Genomic DNA, 19,955 nt, shown 5'->3' on the forward strand with positions numbered 1-19,955 from the left:
CATGCCGCAGCGCGCCAGGGAGGCCGGATGAAGACACGCGCTGCGGTGGCATGGGGTCCGCACCAGCCGCTGACCATCGAAGAGGTGGACCTGCAGCCGCCGCGGCCCGGCGAGGTGCTGGTGCGCCTGGTCGCCACCGGGATCTGCCATGGCGATGCGCATGCATTGGCGCATGCGCAGGCGGGCAGCTTCCCGGTGATCCTGGGTCAGGAAGGCGCGGGCATCGTCGAGGCGGTCGGTATCGGCGTCACCAGCGTGCAGCCCGGCGATCACGTCATCCCGCTGTACATGCCCGAATGCGGCGTGTGCAAGTTCTGCCGCTCCGGCCGCACCAACCTGTGCCAGGCGATCCGCAGCAGCCAGGAGCGCGGGCTGATGCCCGATGGCAGCAGCCGGTTCTCGCTGCACGGCCGGCCGATCCTGCACCACATGGGCATCAGCACGTTTTCCGAATACACCGTGGTGCCGGAGATCGCGGTCGCGCGGATCCAGCCGGAGGCAGCGCTGGATCAGGTCTGCCTGCTCGGCTGCACGGTCACCACCGGCGTCGGTGCTGTGCTCAACAGCACGCATGTGCGGCCCGGCGACTGCGTGGCGGTGTTCGGCCTGGGCGGCATCGGCTTGTCGGTGGTGCAGGGCGCGGTACTGGCGCAGGCCGGGCGCATCATCGCGGTGGACATCGACCCGGCCAAGTTCGCGCTGGCGCGCGCGTTGGGCGCCACCGATTGCCTGGATCCGCGCGACTACGGCGCACCGATCCAGCAGGTGATCGTGGACCTCACCGATGGCGGCGCCGACCACAGCTTCGAATGCGTGGGCGATGTCGGCGCGATGCGCGCGGCGCTGGAGTGCTGCCACAAGGGTTGGGGCGAGAGCGTCATCCTTGGCGTGGCAGACGACGCGCAGGAAATCAGCACGCGCCCGTTTCAGCTGGTGACCGGGCGGGTGTGGCGCGGCAGCGCCTTCGGTGGAGTGAAAGGGCGCAGCGAATTGCCCGGCTATGTCGCGCGCTATCTGCGCGGCGACATCCGGCTTGCGCCGTTGATCACCCGCACGCTGGCGCTGGACGACATCAATCAGGCGCTGGCGGACTTGCGTGCGGCGCGCGGCATCAAATCGATCGTGCTCTATTGAGGAGACGCAGATGGCAGCAGGCACACGCAGCACGGCAAGGTTGCACCATCACGCACTGGCAGGCGCCTGCGCCAGCGCCTTGCTCGCAAGCAGCGCGCTGGCAGTGGCGGCCGATGCGCCGCAGGTGACCTGGCTGGACCGCATCGAGGTCACCGCCACGCCGATCCCCGGCACCACCATCGATGCGGCGCAACTGCCGTACATGGTGCAATCGGCCACCAACAGCGAGCTGTCGCGCGCGCGCAGCAACAACCTCGGCGATCTGTTGCAGCGGCGCTTCGTCGGCGTGGATGGCAACGATGTGCAGGGCAGCGCGTTCCAGAACGACCTCACCTTCCACGGGTTTCGCGCCTCCGCCTTGCCCGGCGCCTCGCAAGGCGTGTCGGTGTATCTGGACGGCGTGCGTTTCAACGAACCATTCGCCGACATCGTCAGCTGGGACATGCTGCCCGAGTCGGCAATCAATGCAGTGACCCTGATGCCCGGCTCCAATCCCTTGTTCGGGCCGAACACGCTCGGTGGCGCGGTGGTGTTGTCTACCGCATCAGGCCTCACCTCACCAGGAGTGCAGGGCGAGCTGAGCATCGGCAGCGGTGCGCGCAAGCGCCTGGATGCCAGTTACGGTCTCGCCAGCCAGGACGGCTGGCATGGCTTCGTCGCGGTGACCGGTTTCGACGAGAACGGCTGGCGCGATGCCTCCGAGGGCCGCCTGGGCACCGTGTTCGGCAAGGTCGGCAAGCAGGGCGAGCAGACCGACTGGAGCCTGTCGGTGCTGCACGGGCGCAGCCGCCTGATCGGCAATGGCCTGCTGCCGGATACGCGCTACACCGACGATGGCCCCGAGCCCGGCCTGTATCGCGCCGACCGCCGCGCGGTGTACACCTCGCCCGATCTCACCCGCAATCGCAATACGCTGTTCACCGCGCAACTGGACCATCGCTTTGATGCGGACACCGCATTGCATGCACTGGCCTACGCGCGCGTGGGCCGCCGCGACACCGTCAATGGCGATATCGGCGAGGACTACGAAGAATTCGTCGAAGAATGCGCCTCCGGCTACGCCGCCGACGGCAGCGCGCTGGATGCCGATTGCGATGTCGCGCGCGCCGATGCCGATGCATTGCCCACCGGCGCGCTCAACACCACCCAGATGCGCCAGGAGGCGCAAGGTCTGGCAGTCAACCTGAGCAGTCAGTGGGGTGCGCATGCGCTCAGCACCGGCGTCACCTTCGATCGTGGTCACGTGCGCTATCAGCAATTCGCCCGCGACGGCTGGGTGCAACCGGACCGCTCGGTCGCTGCCGATCCGGATGCCGAGCGCGCGTTCTTTTCCGGCGTGCGCGGCAGCACCAAGACGCTGGGCGTGTTCGTCGCCGACACCTGGGCGCTGGACGCTGCCACCCATCTCAGTGCCGCAGTGCGCTGGAATCGCGTGGTGGTGGACAACATCCTTTCCACCGCCGACGACGGCGACCGCCCACGCGAGCGTTTCGTCTATGCCAAGGCCAATCCGTCCTTGGGTCTGACCCATCGGCTCGATTCGGGGCTGACGCTGTACGGTTCGGTCGCGCAAAACAGCCGCGCACCGACCGCGATCGAACTGGGTTGCGCCGATCCCACCCAGCCGTGTCGGTTGCCGACCGGCCTGCAGGCCGACCCGCGCCTGGAGCAGATCGTCTCACGCACGTACGAGCTCGGCGCGCGCTGGGCGCCGTCGGCCAACAGCAACGCCAGCCTGTCGGTGTACCGCGCCGACAATCGCGACGACATTTTGTTCCTGCGTGCACCGGACACCCGGCTGGGTTACTTCGACAACGTCGGCCGCACCCGCTACCTGGGCGCGGATCTGGCGCTGCGCCTGCGCAGCGGCGACTGGCAATGGTCGGCCGGCTACAGCTTCCTGGATGCGACCTACCGCAGCGATGGCGAGCTGCTGTCCGGCGAGCGCGTGATCGCCTTGCGGCCAGGCCTGCGCATCGCCGCATTGCCGCGCCACAACCTCAAGCTCGGCGTGGAATGGCAGCACGATGCGCTGACCCTGGGCGCTGGGGTGCGTGCGGTGTCCGGGCGCGTGGCCAGCGGCAACGAGGATGGCCAGGTCGACAATGCCGACGACGACGAGCCCGCACCCGAGCGCATCGACATCGGCACCGCCGGCTACGCGCTGGTGGATCTGCAGGCGCGTTGGCAACTGGGCGCGCGGCTGTCGCTGTTCGCCCGCATCGACAACGTCTTCAACCGCCGCTACGCGACCTACGCGGCCGTGGCCGAAGACGTGTTCCCCGATGGCGAACTCGCGCGTCCGCAGGATGCGCCGGTGGAAACCGGCCCGGCAAGGTTCCTCGCGCCGGGTGTGCCGCGGCAGTATCTGATCGGGTTGCGTTGGGCGTTATGAGGCTGGGGATTCGGGATTGGAGATTAGGGATTCGCAAGGCGCAAGGTGCAATCGCCAGTCGCCCGCAGCGTTATCTGGATGGTGCCGAGCTGCGCTAGTCGAGGGCGCGGTGCCCTCACCGCTCGCGGGACACGCCGTAAACCCATCCCTGGGGGCTCGGTGGCGGCATCCATGCCGCCACACGGTCCCGCAATCGGTGAGGCCACCGCACCAGAGAGTGAATCGGTGGTCGCGTGAAAGCTGCTTGTAGCGCGTTGTGCATCAGGTGTTGAGCCGGCACGTCATGATCGGACAACGCGCATCAATCAGTGCTCCTACCATGCACACCGACCATCTCGACTGGCCCTTGCCCGTCCACCGTCGCGGGACCTTACGCGGCATGGATGCCGCGTAAGAGCCTACAGGGACGTACTTGCGGCGTGTCCTGCGATGGTGGGCGGGCAAGGGCCCTGCAACCAAGCTCCAAATCATCCGCTCCACAATCGCGGCATCGACACGTGGTGCATGCCGCACCAAACAACAGCGGCACCCACCTGATGGTCAAGAAGTGCTCTTGATAAATCGCTCCAAATACCAGCGCCAAGAACCAGCATGGGCTCTAACGAATCCCCAATTCCGAATCCCGAATCCCCGCCCCTCAATTCCCCAATTCCGAATCCCAAATCCCCGCCCCCAATCACCCGGTATCCAGGCCATGCTTGCGCAGCTTGCGATACAGCGTGTTGCGACTGATGCCCAGGGCATCGGCGGTGCGGCTGACATTCCAGCGGTGGCGTTCGAGTTGTTGCTGCAGCACCAGGCGTTCGGCCTGGTCGAGTGCGACGCGGCCGGGCATGTCGTCGGCAGCCACCGCGCCGCCATCGACCAGGCAGGGTGCGCTGCCGGCATCGACGATTTCCTGCGGCAGATTCGGCAGGCGGATCACTCCGTCGCTGCACAATACCGCCGCCGTGCGCAGCACATTGCGCAACTGGCGCAGGTTGCCCGGCCATGCGTAGCTCAGCAGCTTGTGCATCGCTTCTTCGCTGATGCGCACGCTGTGCTCGCTGGTTTCCTCGCGCAGCAGGGTGCGGATCAGTTCGGCCTTGTCGCTGCGCTCGCGCAGCGGTGGCAGGTGCAGCACCACGCCATTGAGCCGGTAATACAGGTCCTCGCGAAACTCGCCGGCCGCCACCCGCTGCGCCAGATCGCGATGGCTGGCGCTGATCACGTGCAGCTCCAGCGGTACCGCGCGTTCGCTGCCCAGCGGGGTGACGCATTGTTCTTCCAGCACGCGTAGCAGGCGGCTCTGCAAGGGCAGCGGCATGTCGCCGATTTCATCCAGAAACAGGGTGCCGCCGCTGGCCTGCAGCAATTTGCCATGGCGGCCTTCGCGCGCGGCATCGGTGAACGCGCCGCGCGCATACCCGAACAATTCGCTCTCGATCAATGCCTCGGGAATTGCCGCGCAGTTGATCGCCACGAACGCGCCGCCAGCCCACGGCGAGCCGCGGTGCACCGCCTTGGCGAATTCTTCCTTGCCGGTGCCGGTGTCGCCGCACAGCAGAATCGACACCCGATGCGCAGCCAGCTTCAAGGCATTGGCCAGGTTGTGGCGCATGCGCGAATCCGAGCCGACATGCTCACCGGGTTGCAGCTCGGTATCCGGTGCCAGCTGCGCCGGCCCACCCACCGCCGGCAGCGCAGCGCGCGCGCGCGGCGGGCGCACCAGTGCGTAGAACCGCCGCCCATGGCAGGCGCAGCGGATCGACCACAAGGTGCCGGCATCGCTGCCGGCGCGATGCTCGAGGGTGTCGAAATCCAGCTGCATCACCTGCGCGATGTTGCGGCCCACCAGCTGGCTGCGATCGATCTTGCCCAGTTGCTCCAGCACCGCCTCGTTGACTGCCAGCACGCGGCCATCGGTATCGATCGCGATCAGTGCCTCGTGCAGCAGGCCGGCGAACTCGGGCCGGCTATGGAAGCGCAGGATGAAGGCATGGCCGAACTGGTTGAGGAAATGCGAGCGCGAGATCTGCGCCGCCGACATGCTCACCAGGGCCACGGTGTGGCGCTGGATCTGCTTGCCGTCCTGCGCGTTGGGGGTGGACGCATCCAGCACCGCCAGCAGCCCGCCATGCGGGTCCAGGATCGGCGCGCCGCTGCACGACAGCGGCAGATGGCGGGTCAGATAATGTTCGCCGCGGTGCACGCTGACTGCGGTGCGTTCGGCGGCGCAGGTGCCCAGGCCGTTGGTGCCCTGGTGACACTCGGCCCAGCTGGCGCCGCAGAACAGACCGGCCTGGCGGAATTCGCGCAGCAGGGTCGGGTCGTGCACGCTGTGCAGCACGGTCGCCTCTGCATCGGCAAAGATCACGGCGTAGCCGCTGCCGGCGATCTGCTCGTAGAGGTTTTCCATCTCCACCTTGGCAATGCGCAGCACATCGCCCAGACGTTGCTGGCGCTCGCGCACGTGCAGCGCATCGTGCACCAGCGGCTCGGGGGCTGCCTCGGGCAACAACGCGTAATCGTCCAGGCAGCGCCGCCACGAGCGCGACAGTGGTGCGGCAAGCGGCGCGATGTCGCGCAGCCGGCGGATCTGCCGGAGCGCATCCGGTTCGATCTCCGGCAGGGCGATGGACGTGGCGGCGACAACGCTTGGCTCGGACATGGGCCAGCGTTCCTCAGTGGGCGCGAAGCGTCAGTAGAGGCACAGATCGGGCCGATGCTCAAACTGCATTGCAGCAATTGCGGTGCCGACGCGCCCCTTTCCTGCGGGAGCAGGGGTGCGGTGAGGGGGCGGTGCGAAGCGTCGTGCTGTTCACACTGCACGGGGCTTCGCCCGTTCCCTCATCCGCCCCTGTGGGGCACCTTCTCCCGAGAGGAGAAGGGCAAGCGCTGATCAGCGGCGGTGCGCGTCAGAGCGCGTAGCCGAACTGCTGCTTGAACTGGTCGTTGAACTCGGCAAAGTCGAACCGCTGGTTCTGCGTGCCCGGGTGCTCCACCTTCAGCGCGCCCATCAGGTTGCCCATCCGCCCGATCGTCAGCCAGTCGTAGCCGCCCTGGATGCCGTAGATCAGGCCGGCGCGGAAGGCGTCACCGCAGCCGGTCGGGTCGACCACGCGGCGCTCGTGCGCCGGCGGGATGTCGTAGGTCTTTTCCGGCGTATGCACCAGTGCGCCCTTGGGGCCCTGCGTGGTGATGTAGGCCTGCACGCGCGAGACGATGTCCTTCTCGTCCCAGCCGGTGCGTTCCTGCAGCAGGTTGGATTCGTAGTCGTTGACCACCACGTACTGGGCCTGCTCGATGAACTGGCGCAGTTCCGGGCCGTTGAACAAGGGCATCGCCTGGCCGGGGTCGAAGATGAAGGGGATGCCGGCGGCAGCGAACTCTTCCGCATTCTGGATCATGCCCTCGCGCCCATCCGGGCCGACCAGGCCCAGGGTCACGCCCGGCACATCCTTCACGTGGTTCTCGTAGCTGCGCATCATCGCGCCCGGATGGAAGGCGGTGATCTGGTTGTTGTCGTGGTCGGTGGTGATGAAGGCCTGCGGGGTGAACAGGTCGTCGATGATCTTCACCCGCGACAGGTCGATCCCCAGCGTTTCGAAGTGTTCGCGGTACGGGCCGAAGTCCTGGCCCACGGTGCCCATCGGGATCGGCGCGCCGCCGAGCAGATGCAGGTTGTAGGCGATATTGCCGGCGCAACCGCCGAACTCGCGGCGCATGCGCGGGACCAGGAACGACACATTCAGGATGTGCACCTTGTCCGGCAGGATGTGGTTCTTGAACTGGTCCGGAAACACCATGATGGTGTCGTAGGCGAGGGAACCACAGATCAGTGCGGACATCGAGTCAGGCCTTTGCGTTGGGAAATACCCGCCAGTTGCCGGGCATGGCAGCGGGACGGCGCGCGCCGCGGCGCAAAGGGTAACGGCTGCGACCGATCAGGGCCACAACCGCATGCCATGCCCGGCGTGACCGGCACATGAAAACGACGCCGCAACGGCCGATTTTTCCTTGCCCGCACCGGGGGGGATTGCTAGGCTAGTGGACTTCGTTTTCTGCCCAAAATTTCGCCAGTCTGGCGGCGGGCACGCGACTTACCCAGGAACAACTCCCTCGATGTTCAAGAAACTCCGCGGCATGTTCTCCAACGACCTGTCCATCGACCTGGGCACGGCCAATACGCTGATCTACGTACGCGGGCAGGGCATCGTACTGAACGAACCTTCGGTGGTGGCGGTGCGTCAGGACCGCGCAATCGGCGGCACGCGCTCGGTGGCCGCCGTCGGCGCCGAGGCCAAGCAGATGCTCGGCCGCACCCCGGGTCACATCACCACGATCCGCCCGATGAAGGACGGCGTCATCGCCGACTTCACCTACACCGAGGCAATGCTGAAGCACTTCATCAAGAAGGTGCACAAGTCGCGCTTCCTGCGCCCGAGCCCGCGCGTGCTGGTGTGCGTGCCGGCCGGTTCCACCCAGGTCGAGCGCCGCGCCATCAAGGAATCGGCGGAAGAAGCCGGTGCGCGCGATGTGTATCTGATCGAGGAACCCATGGCCGCGGCGATCGGTGCCGGCATGCCGGTGACCGAGGCGCGCGGTTCGATGGTCATCGACATCGGCGGCGGCACCACCGAAGTGGCGGTCATCTCGCTCAACGGCATCGTCTACTCGCAGTCGGTGCGCGTGGGCGGCGACCGCTTCGACGAGTCGATCACCAACTACGTGCGCCGCAACCACGGCATGCTGATCGGCGAAGCCACCGCCGAGCGCATCAAGCTGCAGATCGGCTGCGCCTACCCGCAGGACGAGGTGCAGGAGATGGAAATCTCCGGCCGCAATCTTGCCGAAGGCGTGCCGAAGATGATCAAGATCAACTCCAACGAAGTGCTCGAGGCACTGCACGAGCCGCTGTCGGGCATCGTCTCGGCGGTCAAGCTGGCGCTGGAACAGACCCCGCCGGAACTGTGTGCCGACGTGGCCGAGCGCGGCATCGTGCTCACCGGCGGCGGCGCACTGCTGCGCGACCTGGACCGCCTGATCTCCGAAGAAACCGGCCTGCACGTACAGGTCGCCGACGACCCGCTCACCTGCGTGGCCCGCGGCGGCGGTCGCGCGCTGGAGCTGGTGGACATGCACGGCAACGAGTTCTTCGCGCCGGAGTGAAGCGTTCGGGATTGGGGAGTCGGCATTCGGGATTCGCAAAAGCGGTTCCGGCCCACGGCCCGGTAGGACTGCTCCGCAGTTCCGCGAGTTCACGTTTTAGCCGCATCCGTATCGGGGGCAGCCAACCGCTCCCCGAATCCCCAATTCCGAATCTCCAATCCCGGCCCTGACAGTGCCCTCCTACGCCGGTCCTCCCGTCGCCTCCCGTCCGGGCGAAGTCACCTCCACGCTGCGGCTGCTGGTCTATCTGGTGCTGGCGATCGTGCTGATCGCGCTCGATAGCCGGGGGGGCTGGCTGAGCCAGGTGCGTCTGCAGGCCAACCTGCTGATCCAGCCGATCTGGGCGGTGGCCGGGTTGCCGGGGCGGATCGGCTCGCAGGTGCGCGACAACGCCGCCACCCATGCGCAGCTGGTGGAAGAAACCCGCACCCTGCGCAATCAGTTGCTGGTGGCCAATGCGCGGCTGACCCGGCTGCAGACCGCTGCGCTGGACAATGCGCAGCTGCGCGAACTGCTCAACGTCGCCGAGCGCCGCGGGCTGGACGTGCAGCTGGCGCCGATCCTGGATATCGACCTGGACCCGACCCGGCAGCGCCTGTTGTTGGACGCCGGCAGCCGCGATGGCGTGCTGCTGGGCCAGGCGGTGATCGATGCCGGCGGGCTGATGGGCCAGGTGATCGAAGTGACCCCGCTGCATTCGACCGTGCTGCTGCTGACCGACCCCGACCACGCGGTGCCGGTCAGCGTGGCGCGCAACGGCGTGCGCCTGATCGTCTACGGCCGCGGCGACCGGCTGGAACTGCGCGACATCCCGCTCAGTGCCGGCGTGCAGGTGGGCGACGAAATCGTTACCTCCGGCCTCGGTGGCCGCTTCCCGGCCGGCTTCCCGGTCGGCAAGGTCTCCGAACTGCACCCGGACGACACCCACGCCTTCCTGGTCGGCGAACTGACCCCGGCCGCCAAGCTTGATCGCGGCCGCGATGTGCTGCTGCTGCGCGCCGGCAAGCCGTTGCGGGTGGTGCCTGGGGCCGGGATTGGGGATTCGGGAGTTGGGATTGGTAACAGCAACAGCAACAGCAACGGCAACGGCAACGGCAACGGCGTCGCGGCGGCGGCCGGCGCGCCGGTGACTGCGACACCGCGCACGCCTGCGGGCGGTGTTTCCAACGCAGCGACTGATACCGCGCGCCCGACGGCCGCCGCGGCATCGGGCACCGGTACCTCGGCGCCTGCACGGTCCGCAGCGACACCTGCCGCGCCCGGCGCGCAGCCGTCCAGTGCGCCAGCGTCCGGCCGCCCGGCCAGCACGTCCGCCCGGCGTCCCGCATCGACCGCATCCAACGGCCCGAATCCCGATTCCCGTTCGTCCCCGCCACAGGGCGCTGCTTCCAGCCAATCCCCAATCCCCACTCCCCAATCCCGTCCGGCTCCGCAGGAGACGGACCAATGACCCGCATGCGCAACACCTGGATCCTGCCGGCGAGCATCGTCATCGCGCTGGTGCTGGGCCTGCTGCCGCTGCCGGTGGTGGTGCAGCCGCTGCGTCCGTACTGGCTGGCGCTGGTGCTGGCGTACTGGGTGATCGAGGAGCCGGACCGGGTCGGGCTGGGCATCGCCTTCGTGGCCGGCGTGCTGGCCGACCTGCTGTATGGCGGGCTGCTCGGCGAGCAAGCGCTGCGGCTGGTGATCATGACCTTCATCCTGCAGCGCTTCCGCGCGCGGATGCGCTTCTTCCCGGTCTCGCAGCAGGCGCTGGCGATCGGCGGGCTGCTGCTCAACGACCGCATCGTCTCCTCGGCCGTGCATCTGGCGGTGGGCGAGCCGACCCTGCCGTGGAGCTACTGGTGGGCGCCGCTGCTGGGCATGGCGCTATGGCCGCCGCTGTTCGTGTTGCTGGATGCGGTGCGGCTGGGCAAGCGGAGCAAGAAGTAAGCCATGCACGGGCGTCGTCATCCCAAGAACCCGCATGCGGAGGCCGAGCAGTTCCGCCGGCGTGCGGTGCTGGGCTTTGTGATGGTGGTGATCTGCCTGGTCGGGCTGGGCGGCTGGTATTTCAAGCTGCAGGTGCTCGACCACGAGGTCTATGCCACGCGCTCGGAAGCCAACCGCATCAAGCCCAAGCCGGTGGTGCCCGGGCGCGGCATGATCTACGACCGCACCGGCCGGCTGCTGGCCGAGAACGTGCCGGCCTTCCGCCTTGACGTGACCCCGGACAAGGTCACCGACATGGACGCCATGCTGGCCGCGCTGGGCAAGGTGATCCCGATCGCGCCGGAGGATCTGGAGCGCTTCAACCGCGAGCGGCGCGCACGCCGCAGCTTCCTGCCGGTCACCCTCAAGCTGCGCATGAGCGATGAGGAAATGGCGCGCTTTGCGGTGGAGCGCTGGCGCTTCCCCGGCGTGGAGCTGGAGCCCTACCTGACCCGGCGCTACCCGTACGGGCCGCTGTTCGCGCACATCATCGGCTACGTCGGCCGCATCGACGAGAAGGACCTGGCGGTGCTGGGCGAGGGCAATGCCGCGCTCACCCACATGGGCAAGTCCGGGCTGGAGCGCTATTACGAGCAGGACCTGCGCGGCCAGGTCGGTTACGAGCAGGTCGAAACCAACGTGCAGGGGCGGGCGATCCGCACCGTCGGCCGGGTCGCGCCGCAGTCGGGCGCGGACCTGCGGCTGTCGGTGGATGCCGACCTGCAGCGCGCGATGGTGGCCGCGTTCGGCGAGCACGAAGGCGCGGCGATCGCGATGGACCCGCGCACCGGCGAGATCCTGGGCATGGTCAGCCTGCCCAGCTACGACCCCAACCTGTTCGTCAACGGCATCTCGCATACCGATTTCCGCATGCTCAACGACAACCCGTCGCGGCCGCAGTTCAACCGGCTGGTGCTGGGTGGCGTGGCGCCGGGCTCCACGCTCAAGCCGCTGATCGCGCTGGCCGGCCTGGACAGCGGCCTGCGCCGGCCGGAAGACCGGGTGCTGTCCACCGGCATGTTCTACCTGCCAGGGGTCAGCCGTGGCTGGGGCGACTCGCACCGCGGCGGCCATGGCTGGACCGATCTGCGCAAGTCCATCGCCCAGTCGGTCAATACCTATTACTACCGGCTGGCGGTGGACATGGGCATCGAGCGCTTCGACCACTACCTGGGCGAGTACGGCTTCGGCCAGCCGACCGGGGTGGACCTGCTCGGCGAGATCGGCGGCATCCTGCCGTCGCCGGCCTACAAGTACAAGACCCGCAAGGAGCGCTGGTATCCCGGCGACACCGTCAACATCGCCATCGGCCAGGGCGACTGGAAGGTGACCCCGCTGCAACTGGTGCGCGGGGTGTCGGCGATCGCCAGCGGGCTGCTGCTGCGCCCGCACCTGGTGCTGGAGCAGCGCACCGGCTTCGATCACCCCTGGCAGCCGATGATCCAGCCGCCGGGCAAGCCGATCAGCCCGAGCGCGGCGCACCTGCAGGTGGTGCGCGAGGGCATGATGGACACCATGCGCCCGGGCGGCACCGGCTATGCGATCACGCCGGGCGCGCCGTATCAGATGGCCGGCAAGACCGGCACCGCGCAGGTGGTCAGCCGCAAGGGCGTGGCCGCGGTGGACCCGCGCAGCCTGCCGCTGCATCTGCGCCACCGTGGCCTGTTCGTCGGCTTCGCGCCGGCCGACAACCCGGTCATCGCAGTGGCGGTGGCGGTGGAGGGCGGTGGTTTCGGTACCAGCTCGGCAGCGCCGATCGCACGCAAGATCTTCGACGCCTGGCTGCTCGGCAAGCTGCCCGCCGGCCTGGAGCCGCTGGACAGCGAGCTCGGCATGACCGCGGTGGGCGTCAACCAGTTCGAAGCCGGCGCCACCGATGCGCGCCAGGCCGGCGATGCGGCCGCGGCCACGCTGGACGAGCTGCCGGTGGTGATCGGCCAGACTGCGGTGGCGTTGGACCCCAACACGCCGGCGCAGCCGGTGGTGCCGGATGTGCCCGATGCGGTCCAGGAGACCGACCATTGAGTGACATCCTGCGCTGGCTGGTGGACATGGTTGCGCGTTTCACGCGCAGCCTGGACTGGGTGCTGTGCCTGGCGCTGGGTGCGCTGATGGTGATCGGCCTGTCGGTGCTCAAGAGCGCGGGCGGCGCCGCCAACGGCGATCATCTGGTGATGGCGCAAGCCGTGCGCTTCGTCATCGGCCTGGCTGCGATGTGGGGCATTTCGCGCATGTCGGTGCTACGCCTGCGCGCCTGGACGCCGTGGGTGTACGGCCTGTCGATGCTGCCGCTGCTGGCGGTGTTCGCGCTGGGCACCGGCAAGTACGGTCGCCAGTGGCTGGACCTGAAACTGTTCTACCTGCAGCCGGCCGAACTGCTCAAGATCAGCCTGCCGATGATGGCCGCCTGGTATCTGCACCGCATGCCGTTGCCGCCGCGCATCTCCACCGTGCTGGTGACCGGCGTGATCATCGGCGTGCCGACCGCACTGATCATGCTGCAGCCGGACTTCGGCACCGGCGTGCTGATCGCCGCCAGTGGCGTGTTCGTGCTGCTGCTGGCCGGCCTGCCGTGGTGGTGGGTGGCGGTGGGCGTGGGCGGCGTCTCGGCGGCCGCGCCGGTGGCCTGGTTCTGGCTGCTGCGGCCGTATCAGAAGGACCGCATCATGATGTTCCTCAACCCGGAAAACGATGCGCTGGGCGCCGGCTGGAACATCATCCAGTCCAAGATCGCGATCGGCTCGGGCGGTTTCGACGGCAAGGGGTGGGGGCTGGGCTCGCAGTCGCATCTGAACTTCATTCCCGAACAGACCACCGACTTTGCATTCTCGGTGCTCAGCGAGGAGTTCGGCTGGATCGGCGTGGCGACCGTGCTCAGCCTGTACCTGATCGTGATCGCGCGCTGCCTGTGGATCGCCGCGCAGGCGCGCGACACCTATTCGCGCCTGGTCGCCGGTGCCACCGGCCTGGCCTTCTTCGTCTACGTGCTGGTCAATGGCGGCATGATTTCCGGGCTGCTGCCGGTGGTGGGCGTGCCGATGCCGCTGATGAGTTACGGCGGTACCTCGGCGGTGTCGCTGCTGGCCGGGCTGGGCCTGGTGATGGCGGTCAAGGCGCACCGCCCGGTGCACGGCTACTGAGCCGGCGCGTTCTGCAGCCGACGCTGACAGGCACTCACCTATGTCGAAAGAGCCAATCAAACCCGGCCAGGCGCACTACGCCGCTGGCGACAGGGGCATGGCACGCAGCTGACGCTGCGCAAGGCGCGCGGTTCTGCGCGCTGCGTTGCAATGACGACCTCCCGGCACGGGGCCGCTTCGCGCATGCGGTATCGGGTTCGCGCGGCGTCTGTGAATGGGCACGTCGCTCCGTAGAGTCCGATGCGCCGCCGTCCTGCGCGCGGCCGGGTCGCGTTGCAGCTGCAGGCGCGCGCCATTCCTCTTCCAGGTGACCTCTTCCATGAAACTGCCAACCGCCGCGATCGGCGGTGTCTGTCTTACGTTCGCCGCTCACGCCGGCGCCATCAACCTTGCCACCGGCGATACGCGCGCGGTCTCCGAGCCGGCGATTCCCGCCACCTGCCAGCCGGTGAGCGCCAGCCATACGCCAAGCGGGCGGCTGTTCGACGCCGCGCTGGAAAGCGCACCGCCCGACACCAAAGCCATCCAGGCCGCGCTGACTGCCTGCACCGGCAAGAACGGCAGCGTGCTGCTCAAGGCCGGCACCGGCAACGCGTTTCTCAGCGGCCCGCTGACCATTCCCACCGGCGTCACCCTGGTCGTCGATCAGGGCGTGACCCTGTACGGCTCGCGCAATCCGGCCGACTACGGCAGCGGTTGCGGTGTCGCAGGCGCCAAGAGCGGCGGCTGCCTGCCGCTGATCAGCGTCAAGGGCACCAGGTCGGGCGTGATGGGCGTACGCACCGGCGGGCGTCAGGGCACGATCGACGGGCGCGGCGATCTGCCCATGCTCGGCAAGAGCACCACCTGGTGGGAGTTCGGCGAAAACGCCAAGGCTGCCGGCCAGGTGCAGAACAGCCCGGACCTGATCAAGGTGCAGAACTCCAACACGTTCACCCTCTACAACATCAATCTGATCAATGCGGCGTACTTCCATTTCTTCGCGCATATCGTCGATGGCCTGACCATCTGGGGCGTGCGGGTGAAGTCGCCGGCGACCAGCCCCAATACCGATGGCCTGGACCTGGACAGCGTGGTCAACGCCAGCCTGGTCGACAACGATGTAATGGGCGGCGACGACTGCGTGGCGATCAAGACCATTGCGTCCAGGTCCGGCAACATCAGCGTGCGCGACAACCGCTGCTACGGCACCCACGGCATCTCGATCGGCAGCGAGGTGATGTCCGGGGTCAACAACGTGCTGGTCGACAACAACGCCATCACCGCCACCGACGATGCCGGCAACCGCAGTACCGACAACGCCGGGCTGCGCATCAAGACCAGCCTCGCCAAGGGCGGCCCGGTCAGCCTGGTCACCTATCGCAATACCTGCCTGTACGGGGTGACCAGCCCGCTGGTGATCAACCCGTTCTATTCGGTGGGCGGGAGCGGCACCAAACCCAGTTTCGCCGGGGTCGTCGTCAACGGCCTGCGTACCACCGGCGATGTCGGCCTCAAGGGCAAGGGCTGGATCCTGAAAGGCTTCGATGCGCAGACGCCGCTGGACCTGACGCTGGCCAATGTAGCCACCGGCAATACCGCGGTCTCCGCCAGCGATGCGCAGATCGGGCTGAGCAACAGCGCGCTCACCCCGACCGGCAGCAACGTCACCACCTCCAGCGTGCAACTCAGTGGCAGCGTGCCCACCTGCTCCACTGCGCCACGCTTCCCGGCCCTGTGATCGACCAGGCGCGGCCACCCGGCCGCGCCTGACGGCCGGAGTGACATCAAAGGAAGCAAAACCTGCCACTCATGCGGTCAGATGAAGAGGCCAGAAGCCGGCCCACGGCATGCCGCAAAAACGCAAAGCCTCGCCAGCGCCTGGCCCGGTCCACCAGACAACCCCAGTCGGCACACGAGCACCCCCGCACCCCACAATTCCCGAATCCCGAATCCCGAATCCCCATTCCCCATTCCCCATTCCCGCGCAGCGCCCAAACCAATCCCCAATCCCCCCTCCCAAATCCCCGCCGCCCAGAGCGGCAAGCTAAAGCTCTTTCCTTTCATGGTCTTATTGCCAGAAGTTCATCTGTTCTCTGTTACCCTCGGCCGATGATTCGATGCACTCTGACCTGCCTGCTCACCCTCGGCCTTGTCGCCTGCGCGACTCAGCCCAGCCCTCCGACCCCGCCGCCGGCCGCCAGCGCGCCCCCGGCCAAGCCGCCGAGCGCCCCGGTCGCGCCCGTCAGTGCCGCTGCCGAAGCGCCCGCGCTGCCGCCGGTGGACCTGACCCCGGTGCCGTTCGAGATCGCCCGCGCCAACTTCGTGCGCGACACCGCCGCCAAGTACGGCATCGACGCCGCACAGATCGAAGCAGTGCTGGCGCAGGCGCAATTCAAGGACGGCATCGTCACCGCGATGTCGCGCCCGGCCGAGCGGGTCAAACCGTGGAACGAATACCGCCCGATGTTCATCACCCAGGCGCGAATCGATGGCGGCCGCAAGTTCCTGGCCGAGCATCGTGCCGAGCTGAGCAAGGTCGAAGCGGCCACCGGCGTGCCGGCGCAGGTGATCGTGGCCATCATTGGGGTGGAGACCAGTTACGGCAGCAATGCCGGCAAGTACCGCGTGCTGGACGCGCTGTACACGCTGGCGTTCCGCTACCCGCGCAGCGGCGACCCGGCCAAGCTCGAACGCGAAGTGCGTCGCGAGCTGTTCTTCCGCGATGAACTCGGCCAGCTGTTCGCACTCGGCAAGGAAGAGCAGCTCGATGTCACCACGCTGATCGGCAGCTATGCCGGCGCGATGGGCATGGGCCAGTTCATGCCGTCCAGCTACCGCCAGTTCGCCGTCGACGGCGATGCCGACGGCAAGCGCAACCTGTTCACCGACCACAACGACGTGTTCGCCTCGGTCGCCAACTACTTCGTCAAGAAGGGCGGTTGGGTGCGCGGTGGCCAGGTCGCGGTGCCGGCCACGCTGGCCGCCGGCCACGAGGAATTCAATCCCACCGACTGGTCGCCGGTGTACACGCTGGCCGACCTGTCTGCGCGCGGCTATCACCCGAATACGCCGGTGGTGGCCGGCAGCACCGCCACCCCGATCACCCTGGACGATGCCAACGGCAAGCAGTACTGGTTGGGCTTCCAGAATTTCTACGCGATCACCCGTTACAACATTTCCAAGATGTACGCGATGGCCGTGTTCCAGCTGTCCGAGGCCATCGCCGGCAAGGAGTTACCCCCGGCATGAACAGCACGACAGGCCCCAAGTGGCTGATCCCGATGGCGCTGATGCTCGGCCTGGCGGCCTGTAGCAGTGCACCGAAGAAAAGCGCCGGCACCGGCGGTAGCGGCGCGATCAAGGGCGTCAAGGTCGACGGCAAGGGGCCGGCGTATGTGGCCACCGATTGCCCCTCGACCTCGCCCTACGCACCCGCCAAGGAAGACCCGTCCACGCGCGGCGACTACACCGCCGGCGGCCTGTACAAGCCCGGCGTCAAGGACACCACGCCGGACCACGTGCCCAACGTGGCCTGCATCCCCGAACCGCTGGTCACCAACGAGCCGCGCTCGGCGGTGGGCAACCGCTCGCCGTATGAGGTGCTGGGCAAACGCTACGTGGTGATGGACAACCCCGGCGACTATGTCGAACGCGGGACCGCCTCGTACTACGGCAGCAAATTCCACGGCCGGCTGACCTCCAACAAGGAGGTCTACGACATGTACGCCTTCACTGCCGCCCACAAGACCTTGCCGTTGCCCAGTTTCGCCCTGGTGACCAACACCGACACCGGCGACTCGGTGGTGGTGCGCGTCAACGACCGCGGCCCGTTCCACGATGGCCGCGTGATCGATCTGAGCTACGCCGCTGCGGTCAAGCTGGGCATCACCGGCAAGGGCACCGGCAACGTCGAGGTACGCGGTCTGACCGAAGCCGACAACGGCAATCTGCTGGCCAAGCGCCGCAGCGGCCGCGCGCCGGTCAGCACTGCGGTGGCCGCCGCACGGCCGGCCGCCAGTGCCAGCCAAATCGATGGGTTGGTGCAGCGCCTGCCCACCCGCACCGTGCCGGCCGCCGCCCCGCGCGCAGTGGCCGCCAGTGCCGCCGCTCCGGTGGCCGCCGCAGTGGCAGGCAGTGCAGGGGCCGCTGCGATTCCCGCGGGCGAGCGGTGGCGCTACCGCGTGGCCGATTCGCGCCAGCCCGGCAACGCCGACAACTTCGATGCCTGGATGAAGTCGCAAGGCGTGCGCGTGGCCACCGGCAAGCCGGCTGCCGCCGCGCCGCGGCCTGCCTCGGCTGTCCCGGTTGCGGTCGCGCCGGCCGCCCCGGTCGCGGTGGCGGCGATCAAGCCCGCCGACAGCGCGCCGGCACGTCCGCTCAGGAGCGAACCGGTACCGGTCAAGGCGCCGAGCGTGGCCGAGGCGGCATTGGGCGACATCCTGTTGCAGGTGGCCAGTTTCGCCAGCCGCGAGAACGCCAACCGCGCGCTGTCGCAGCTTGCCTCGGCCGGGATTGCCGGTGCCAGCGTCAGCGACATCGTCAGCGGCGGTCGCACCTTGTGGCGGCTGCGCGTCAATGCGCGCGATCACGCCAATGCCTCGGAAATCGCGCAGCGCATCGCCGGCCTGGGCTTCGGGCGCCCGCAGATCGTCGCCAACTAGCCACGATCGATCCGGCAGCCAAGGCGTCGGTGGGTAGGCCGGCGCCCGCTATCGACAGCTAGCGTCGGGCAGCCGAAATCACCACGCGCCCCATGCAGCTTGCTCGATCGCCCAGTGCGTCAGCCACGTTCGGCGCGTCGTCTGCCCCCATCGCTGAACTGCGCAGGCGCGCGCAGCATCGCGTGCGTCGCCCTGATCGCCGTGGCGCCTTACAATTTCGCATTACCTAGCCTTCGGGCCCGTCAGGAGTCGTTCTTCAATGAAATTCCGCTTCGCCGCCGCTGCGGTGGCCACGTTCGCCTTTGGCCTGGTCTGCGCGCAGACCCCTGCGCCGCAGCCGACGCCTGCCGTTGCCGCTGCGCCGGCCGCCGTCCCGGTTCCGCCCGCACCCGCGCCGGCGGTGTCCAAGTCCTGGATCCTGATGGATTACGCCACCGGGCAGGTGCTGGCTGGTGAAAACATCCACCAGCAGCTGGCCCCGGCCAGCATCACCAAGGTGATGACGTCCTACGTGGTCGCTGCCGAAATCAAGAATGGCAAGGTCAAGCGCGACGACCAGGTCATGATGAGCGAGCGCGCCTGGCGCGAGGGCGGTGCCGGCACCGACGGCAGCTACAGCGGCTTCCCGGTCAACCAGACCGCGCGTCTGGAAGACATGGAAAAGGGCATGGCGATCCAGTCCGGCAACGATGCCGCGATCGCACTGGCCGAGCATGTGGCCGGCAGCGAAGAAGCCTTCGCCTCGCTGATGAACAGCTACGCTGCCAAGATCGGCATGAAGGACTCCTACTTCGTCAACGCGCACGGCCTCAGCGCCGAAGGTCACCATTCCACCGCCTACGACCTGGCGATGCTGGGCCGCGCGATGGTGCGCGATTACCCGGAGACCTATGCCTACAACAAGATCAAGGAATTCCAGGTCGGCAGCATCAAGCAGAACAACCGCAACCTGCTGTTGTGGCGCGACCCGGCGGTGGACGGCATCAAGACCGGCCACACCTCCGAGGCCGGCTACTGCCTGCTGAGCTCGGCCAAGCGCGGCGACCAGCGCCTGGTGGCGGTGGTGATGGGCGATTCGTCCGAGCGCCAGCGCGCCGACGACAGCCTGGCCCTGCTCAACTGGGGCTTCCGCTTCTTCGAAACCCACAGCCTGTACGCGCCCGGCAAGGTCGTGACCAAGCAGAAGGTCTGGAAGGGCCAGCAGGACGAAGTGCAGCTCGGCGTGGCCCAGCCATTGCTGGTCAGCCTGCAGCGCGGCCGCTACAACGACCTCAAGCCCAGCATGGAAGTGGCCAAGAATCTGCAGGCCCCGATCAAGCAGGGCCAGCAGATCGGCACCGTCAAGGTCAGCCTGGACGGCAAGATCATCGCCCAGGCCCCGCTGGTCGCCATCAACGCAGTCGAGGAGGGCGGCTTCTTCAAGCGCCTCTGGGATGCGTTCTGGATGTGGTGGGAATCAGAGTGATCCAAAGAAAAAGCCGGCTTTCGCCGGCTTTTTCTTTGCGGGGATTGGAGATTCGG

13 protein-coding genes are annotated in these 19,955 nt (G+C 67.7%); 11 read left to right on the top strand and 2 right to left on the bottom strand.

Annotated elements, in window-relative coordinates; translation table 11 throughout:
- Positions 1-27 precede the first annotated feature (27 nt).
- Together ACCQ04_RS03435 and ACCQ04_RS03440 are read left to right on the top strand one after the other, a co-directional pair.
- Complete coding sequence (locus tag ACCQ04_RS03435; protein ID WP_126965491.1) at positions 28-1,134, top strand: S-(hydroxymethyl)glutathione dehydrogenase/class III alcohol dehydrogenase; 1,107 nt, start codon at positions 28-30, stop codon at positions 1,132-1,134.
- 10 nt (positions 1,135-1,144) lie between these two features.
- The gene (locus ACCQ04_RS03440) at positions 1,145-3,529 is read left to right on the top strand and encodes a TonB-dependent receptor (protein WP_226426850.1); all 2,385 of its coding nucleotides are present in this window, start codon (positions 1,145-1,147) and stop codon (positions 3,527-3,529) included.
- 676 nt (positions 3,530-4,205) lie between these two features.
- Here the strand turns inward: ACCQ04_RS03440 and ACCQ04_RS03445 are convergent.
- Entirely contained in the window at positions 4,206-6,179 is a 1,974-nt protein-coding gene (locus tag ACCQ04_RS03445; RefSeq protein WP_065032118.1) for a sigma-54-dependent Fis family transcriptional regulator, read from the bottom strand.
- 247 nt (positions 6,180-6,426) lie between these two features.
- Positions 6,427-7,359 (bottom strand): carbohydrate kinase family protein, encoded by a 933-nt coding sequence (locus tag ACCQ04_RS03450; RefSeq protein ID WP_003482735.1) that lies wholly within the window; start codon positions 7,357-7,359, stop codon positions 6,427-6,429.
- A gap of 274 nt (positions 7,360-7,633) precedes the next feature.
- On the opposite strand from ACCQ04_RS03450, the gene ACCQ04_RS03455 reads away from it, so the two are divergent.
- The 9 genes from ACCQ04_RS03455 (at position 7,634) to ACCQ04_RS03495 (ending at position 19,899) form a co-directional block, all read left to right on the top strand.
- Complete coding sequence (locus ACCQ04_RS03455) at positions 7,634-8,680, top strand: rod shape-determining protein (protein ID WP_003482734.1); 1,047 nt, start codon at positions 7,634-7,636, stop codon at positions 8,678-8,680.
- Positions 8,681-8,852: 172 nt separating this feature from the next.
- The gene (gene mreC, locus ACCQ04_RS03460) at positions 8,853-10,130 is read left to right on the top strand and encodes a rod shape-determining protein MreC (RefSeq protein WP_372358692.1); all 1,278 of its coding nucleotides are present in this window, start codon (positions 8,853-8,855) and stop codon (positions 10,128-10,130) included.
- Positions 10,127-10,612, top strand: coding sequence for a rod shape-determining protein MreD (mreD, locus tag ACCQ04_RS03465; protein ID WP_016900812.1), 486 nt, complete (start codon positions 10,127-10,129; stop codon positions 10,610-10,612). Before mreC ends, mreD begins: the two co-directional genes overlap by 4 nt.
- Positions 10,613-10,615: 3 nt before the next feature.
- Complete coding sequence (mrdA, locus tag ACCQ04_RS03470; RefSeq protein WP_024940728.1) at positions 10,616-12,676, top strand: penicillin-binding protein 2; 2,061 nt, start codon at positions 10,616-10,618, stop codon at positions 12,674-12,676.
- Entirely contained in the window at positions 12,673-13,791 is a 1,119-nt protein-coding gene (gene rodA, locus ACCQ04_RS03475; protein WP_054591925.1) for a rod shape-determining protein RodA, read from the top strand. Before mrdA ends, rodA begins: the two co-directional genes overlap by 4 nt.
- A gap of 319 nt (positions 13,792-14,110) precedes the next feature.
- Positions 14,111-15,511 (top strand): glycoside hydrolase family 28 protein, encoded by a 1,401-nt coding sequence (locus tag ACCQ04_RS03480; protein ID WP_226426847.1) that lies wholly within the window; start codon positions 14,111-14,113, stop codon positions 15,509-15,511.
- 371 nt (positions 15,512-15,882) lie between these two features.
- Positions 15,883-17,022, top strand: coding sequence for a lytic murein transglycosylase B (gene mltB, locus ACCQ04_RS03485; RefSeq protein WP_226426846.1), 1,140 nt, complete (start codon positions 15,883-15,885; stop codon positions 17,020-17,022).
- Positions 17,019-18,434 (top strand): septal ring lytic transglycosylase RlpA family protein, encoded by a 1,416-nt coding sequence (locus tag ACCQ04_RS03490; protein ID WP_226426845.1) that lies wholly within the window; start codon positions 17,019-17,021, stop codon positions 18,432-18,434. Before mltB ends, ACCQ04_RS03490 begins: the two co-directional genes overlap by 4 nt.
- 259 nt (positions 18,435-18,693) lie before the next feature.
- Positions 18,694-19,899, top strand: a complete 1,206-nt coding sequence (locus tag ACCQ04_RS03495; RefSeq protein WP_016900824.1) for a D-alanyl-D-alanine carboxypeptidase family protein — start codon at positions 18,694-18,696, stop codon at positions 19,897-19,899.
- The last annotated feature ends 56 nt before the right edge of the window (positions 19,900-19,955 follow it).

Origin of the sequence: Xanthomonas sp. NCPPB 2866, assembly GCF_041475745.2 — a bacterium.
Lineage (GTDB): Bacteria > Pseudomonadota > Gammaproteobacteria > Xanthomonadales > Xanthomonadaceae > Xanthomonas > Xanthomonas arboricola.

Bases quoted from the DNA above. Each gene is read 5' to 3' on its own strand.
- ACCQ04_RS03435 (WP_126965491.1), top strand. From the start codon at position 28: ATGAAGACACGCGCTGCGGTGGCATGGGGTCCGCACCAGCCGCTGACC.
- ACCQ04_RS03440 (WP_226426850.1), top strand. From the start codon at position 1,145: ATGGCAGCAGGCACACGCAGCACGGCAAGGTTGCACCATCACGCACTG.
- ACCQ04_RS03445 (WP_065032118.1), bottom strand. From the start codon at position 6,179: ATGTCCGAGCCAAGCGTTGTCGCCGCCACGTCCATCGCCCTGCCGGAG.
- ACCQ04_RS03450 (WP_003482735.1), bottom strand. From the start codon at position 7,359: ATGTCCGCACTGATCTGTGGTTCCCTCGCCTACGACACCATCATGGTG.
- ACCQ04_RS03455 (WP_003482734.1), top strand. From the start codon at position 7,634: ATGTTCAAGAAACTCCGCGGCATGTTCTCCAACGACCTGTCCATCGAC.
- mreD (WP_016900812.1), top strand. From the start codon at position 10,127: ATGACCCGCATGCGCAACACCTGGATCCTGCCGGCGAGCATCGTCATC.
- mrdA (WP_024940728.1), top strand. From the start codon at position 10,616: ATGCACGGGCGTCGTCATCCCAAGAACCCGCATGCGGAGGCCGAGCAG.
- ACCQ04_RS03480 (WP_226426847.1), top strand. From the start codon at position 14,111: ATGAAACTGCCAACCGCCGCGATCGGCGGTGTCTGTCTTACGTTCGCC.
- mltB (WP_226426846.1), top strand. From the start codon at position 15,883: ATGATTCGATGCACTCTGACCTGCCTGCTCACCCTCGGCCTTGTCGCC.
- ACCQ04_RS03490 (WP_226426845.1), top strand. From the start codon at position 17,019: ATGAACAGCACGACAGGCCCCAAGTGGCTGATCCCGATGGCGCTGATG.
- ACCQ04_RS03495 (WP_016900824.1), top strand. From the start codon at position 18,694: ATGAAATTCCGCTTCGCCGCCGCTGCGGTGGCCACGTTCGCCTTTGGC.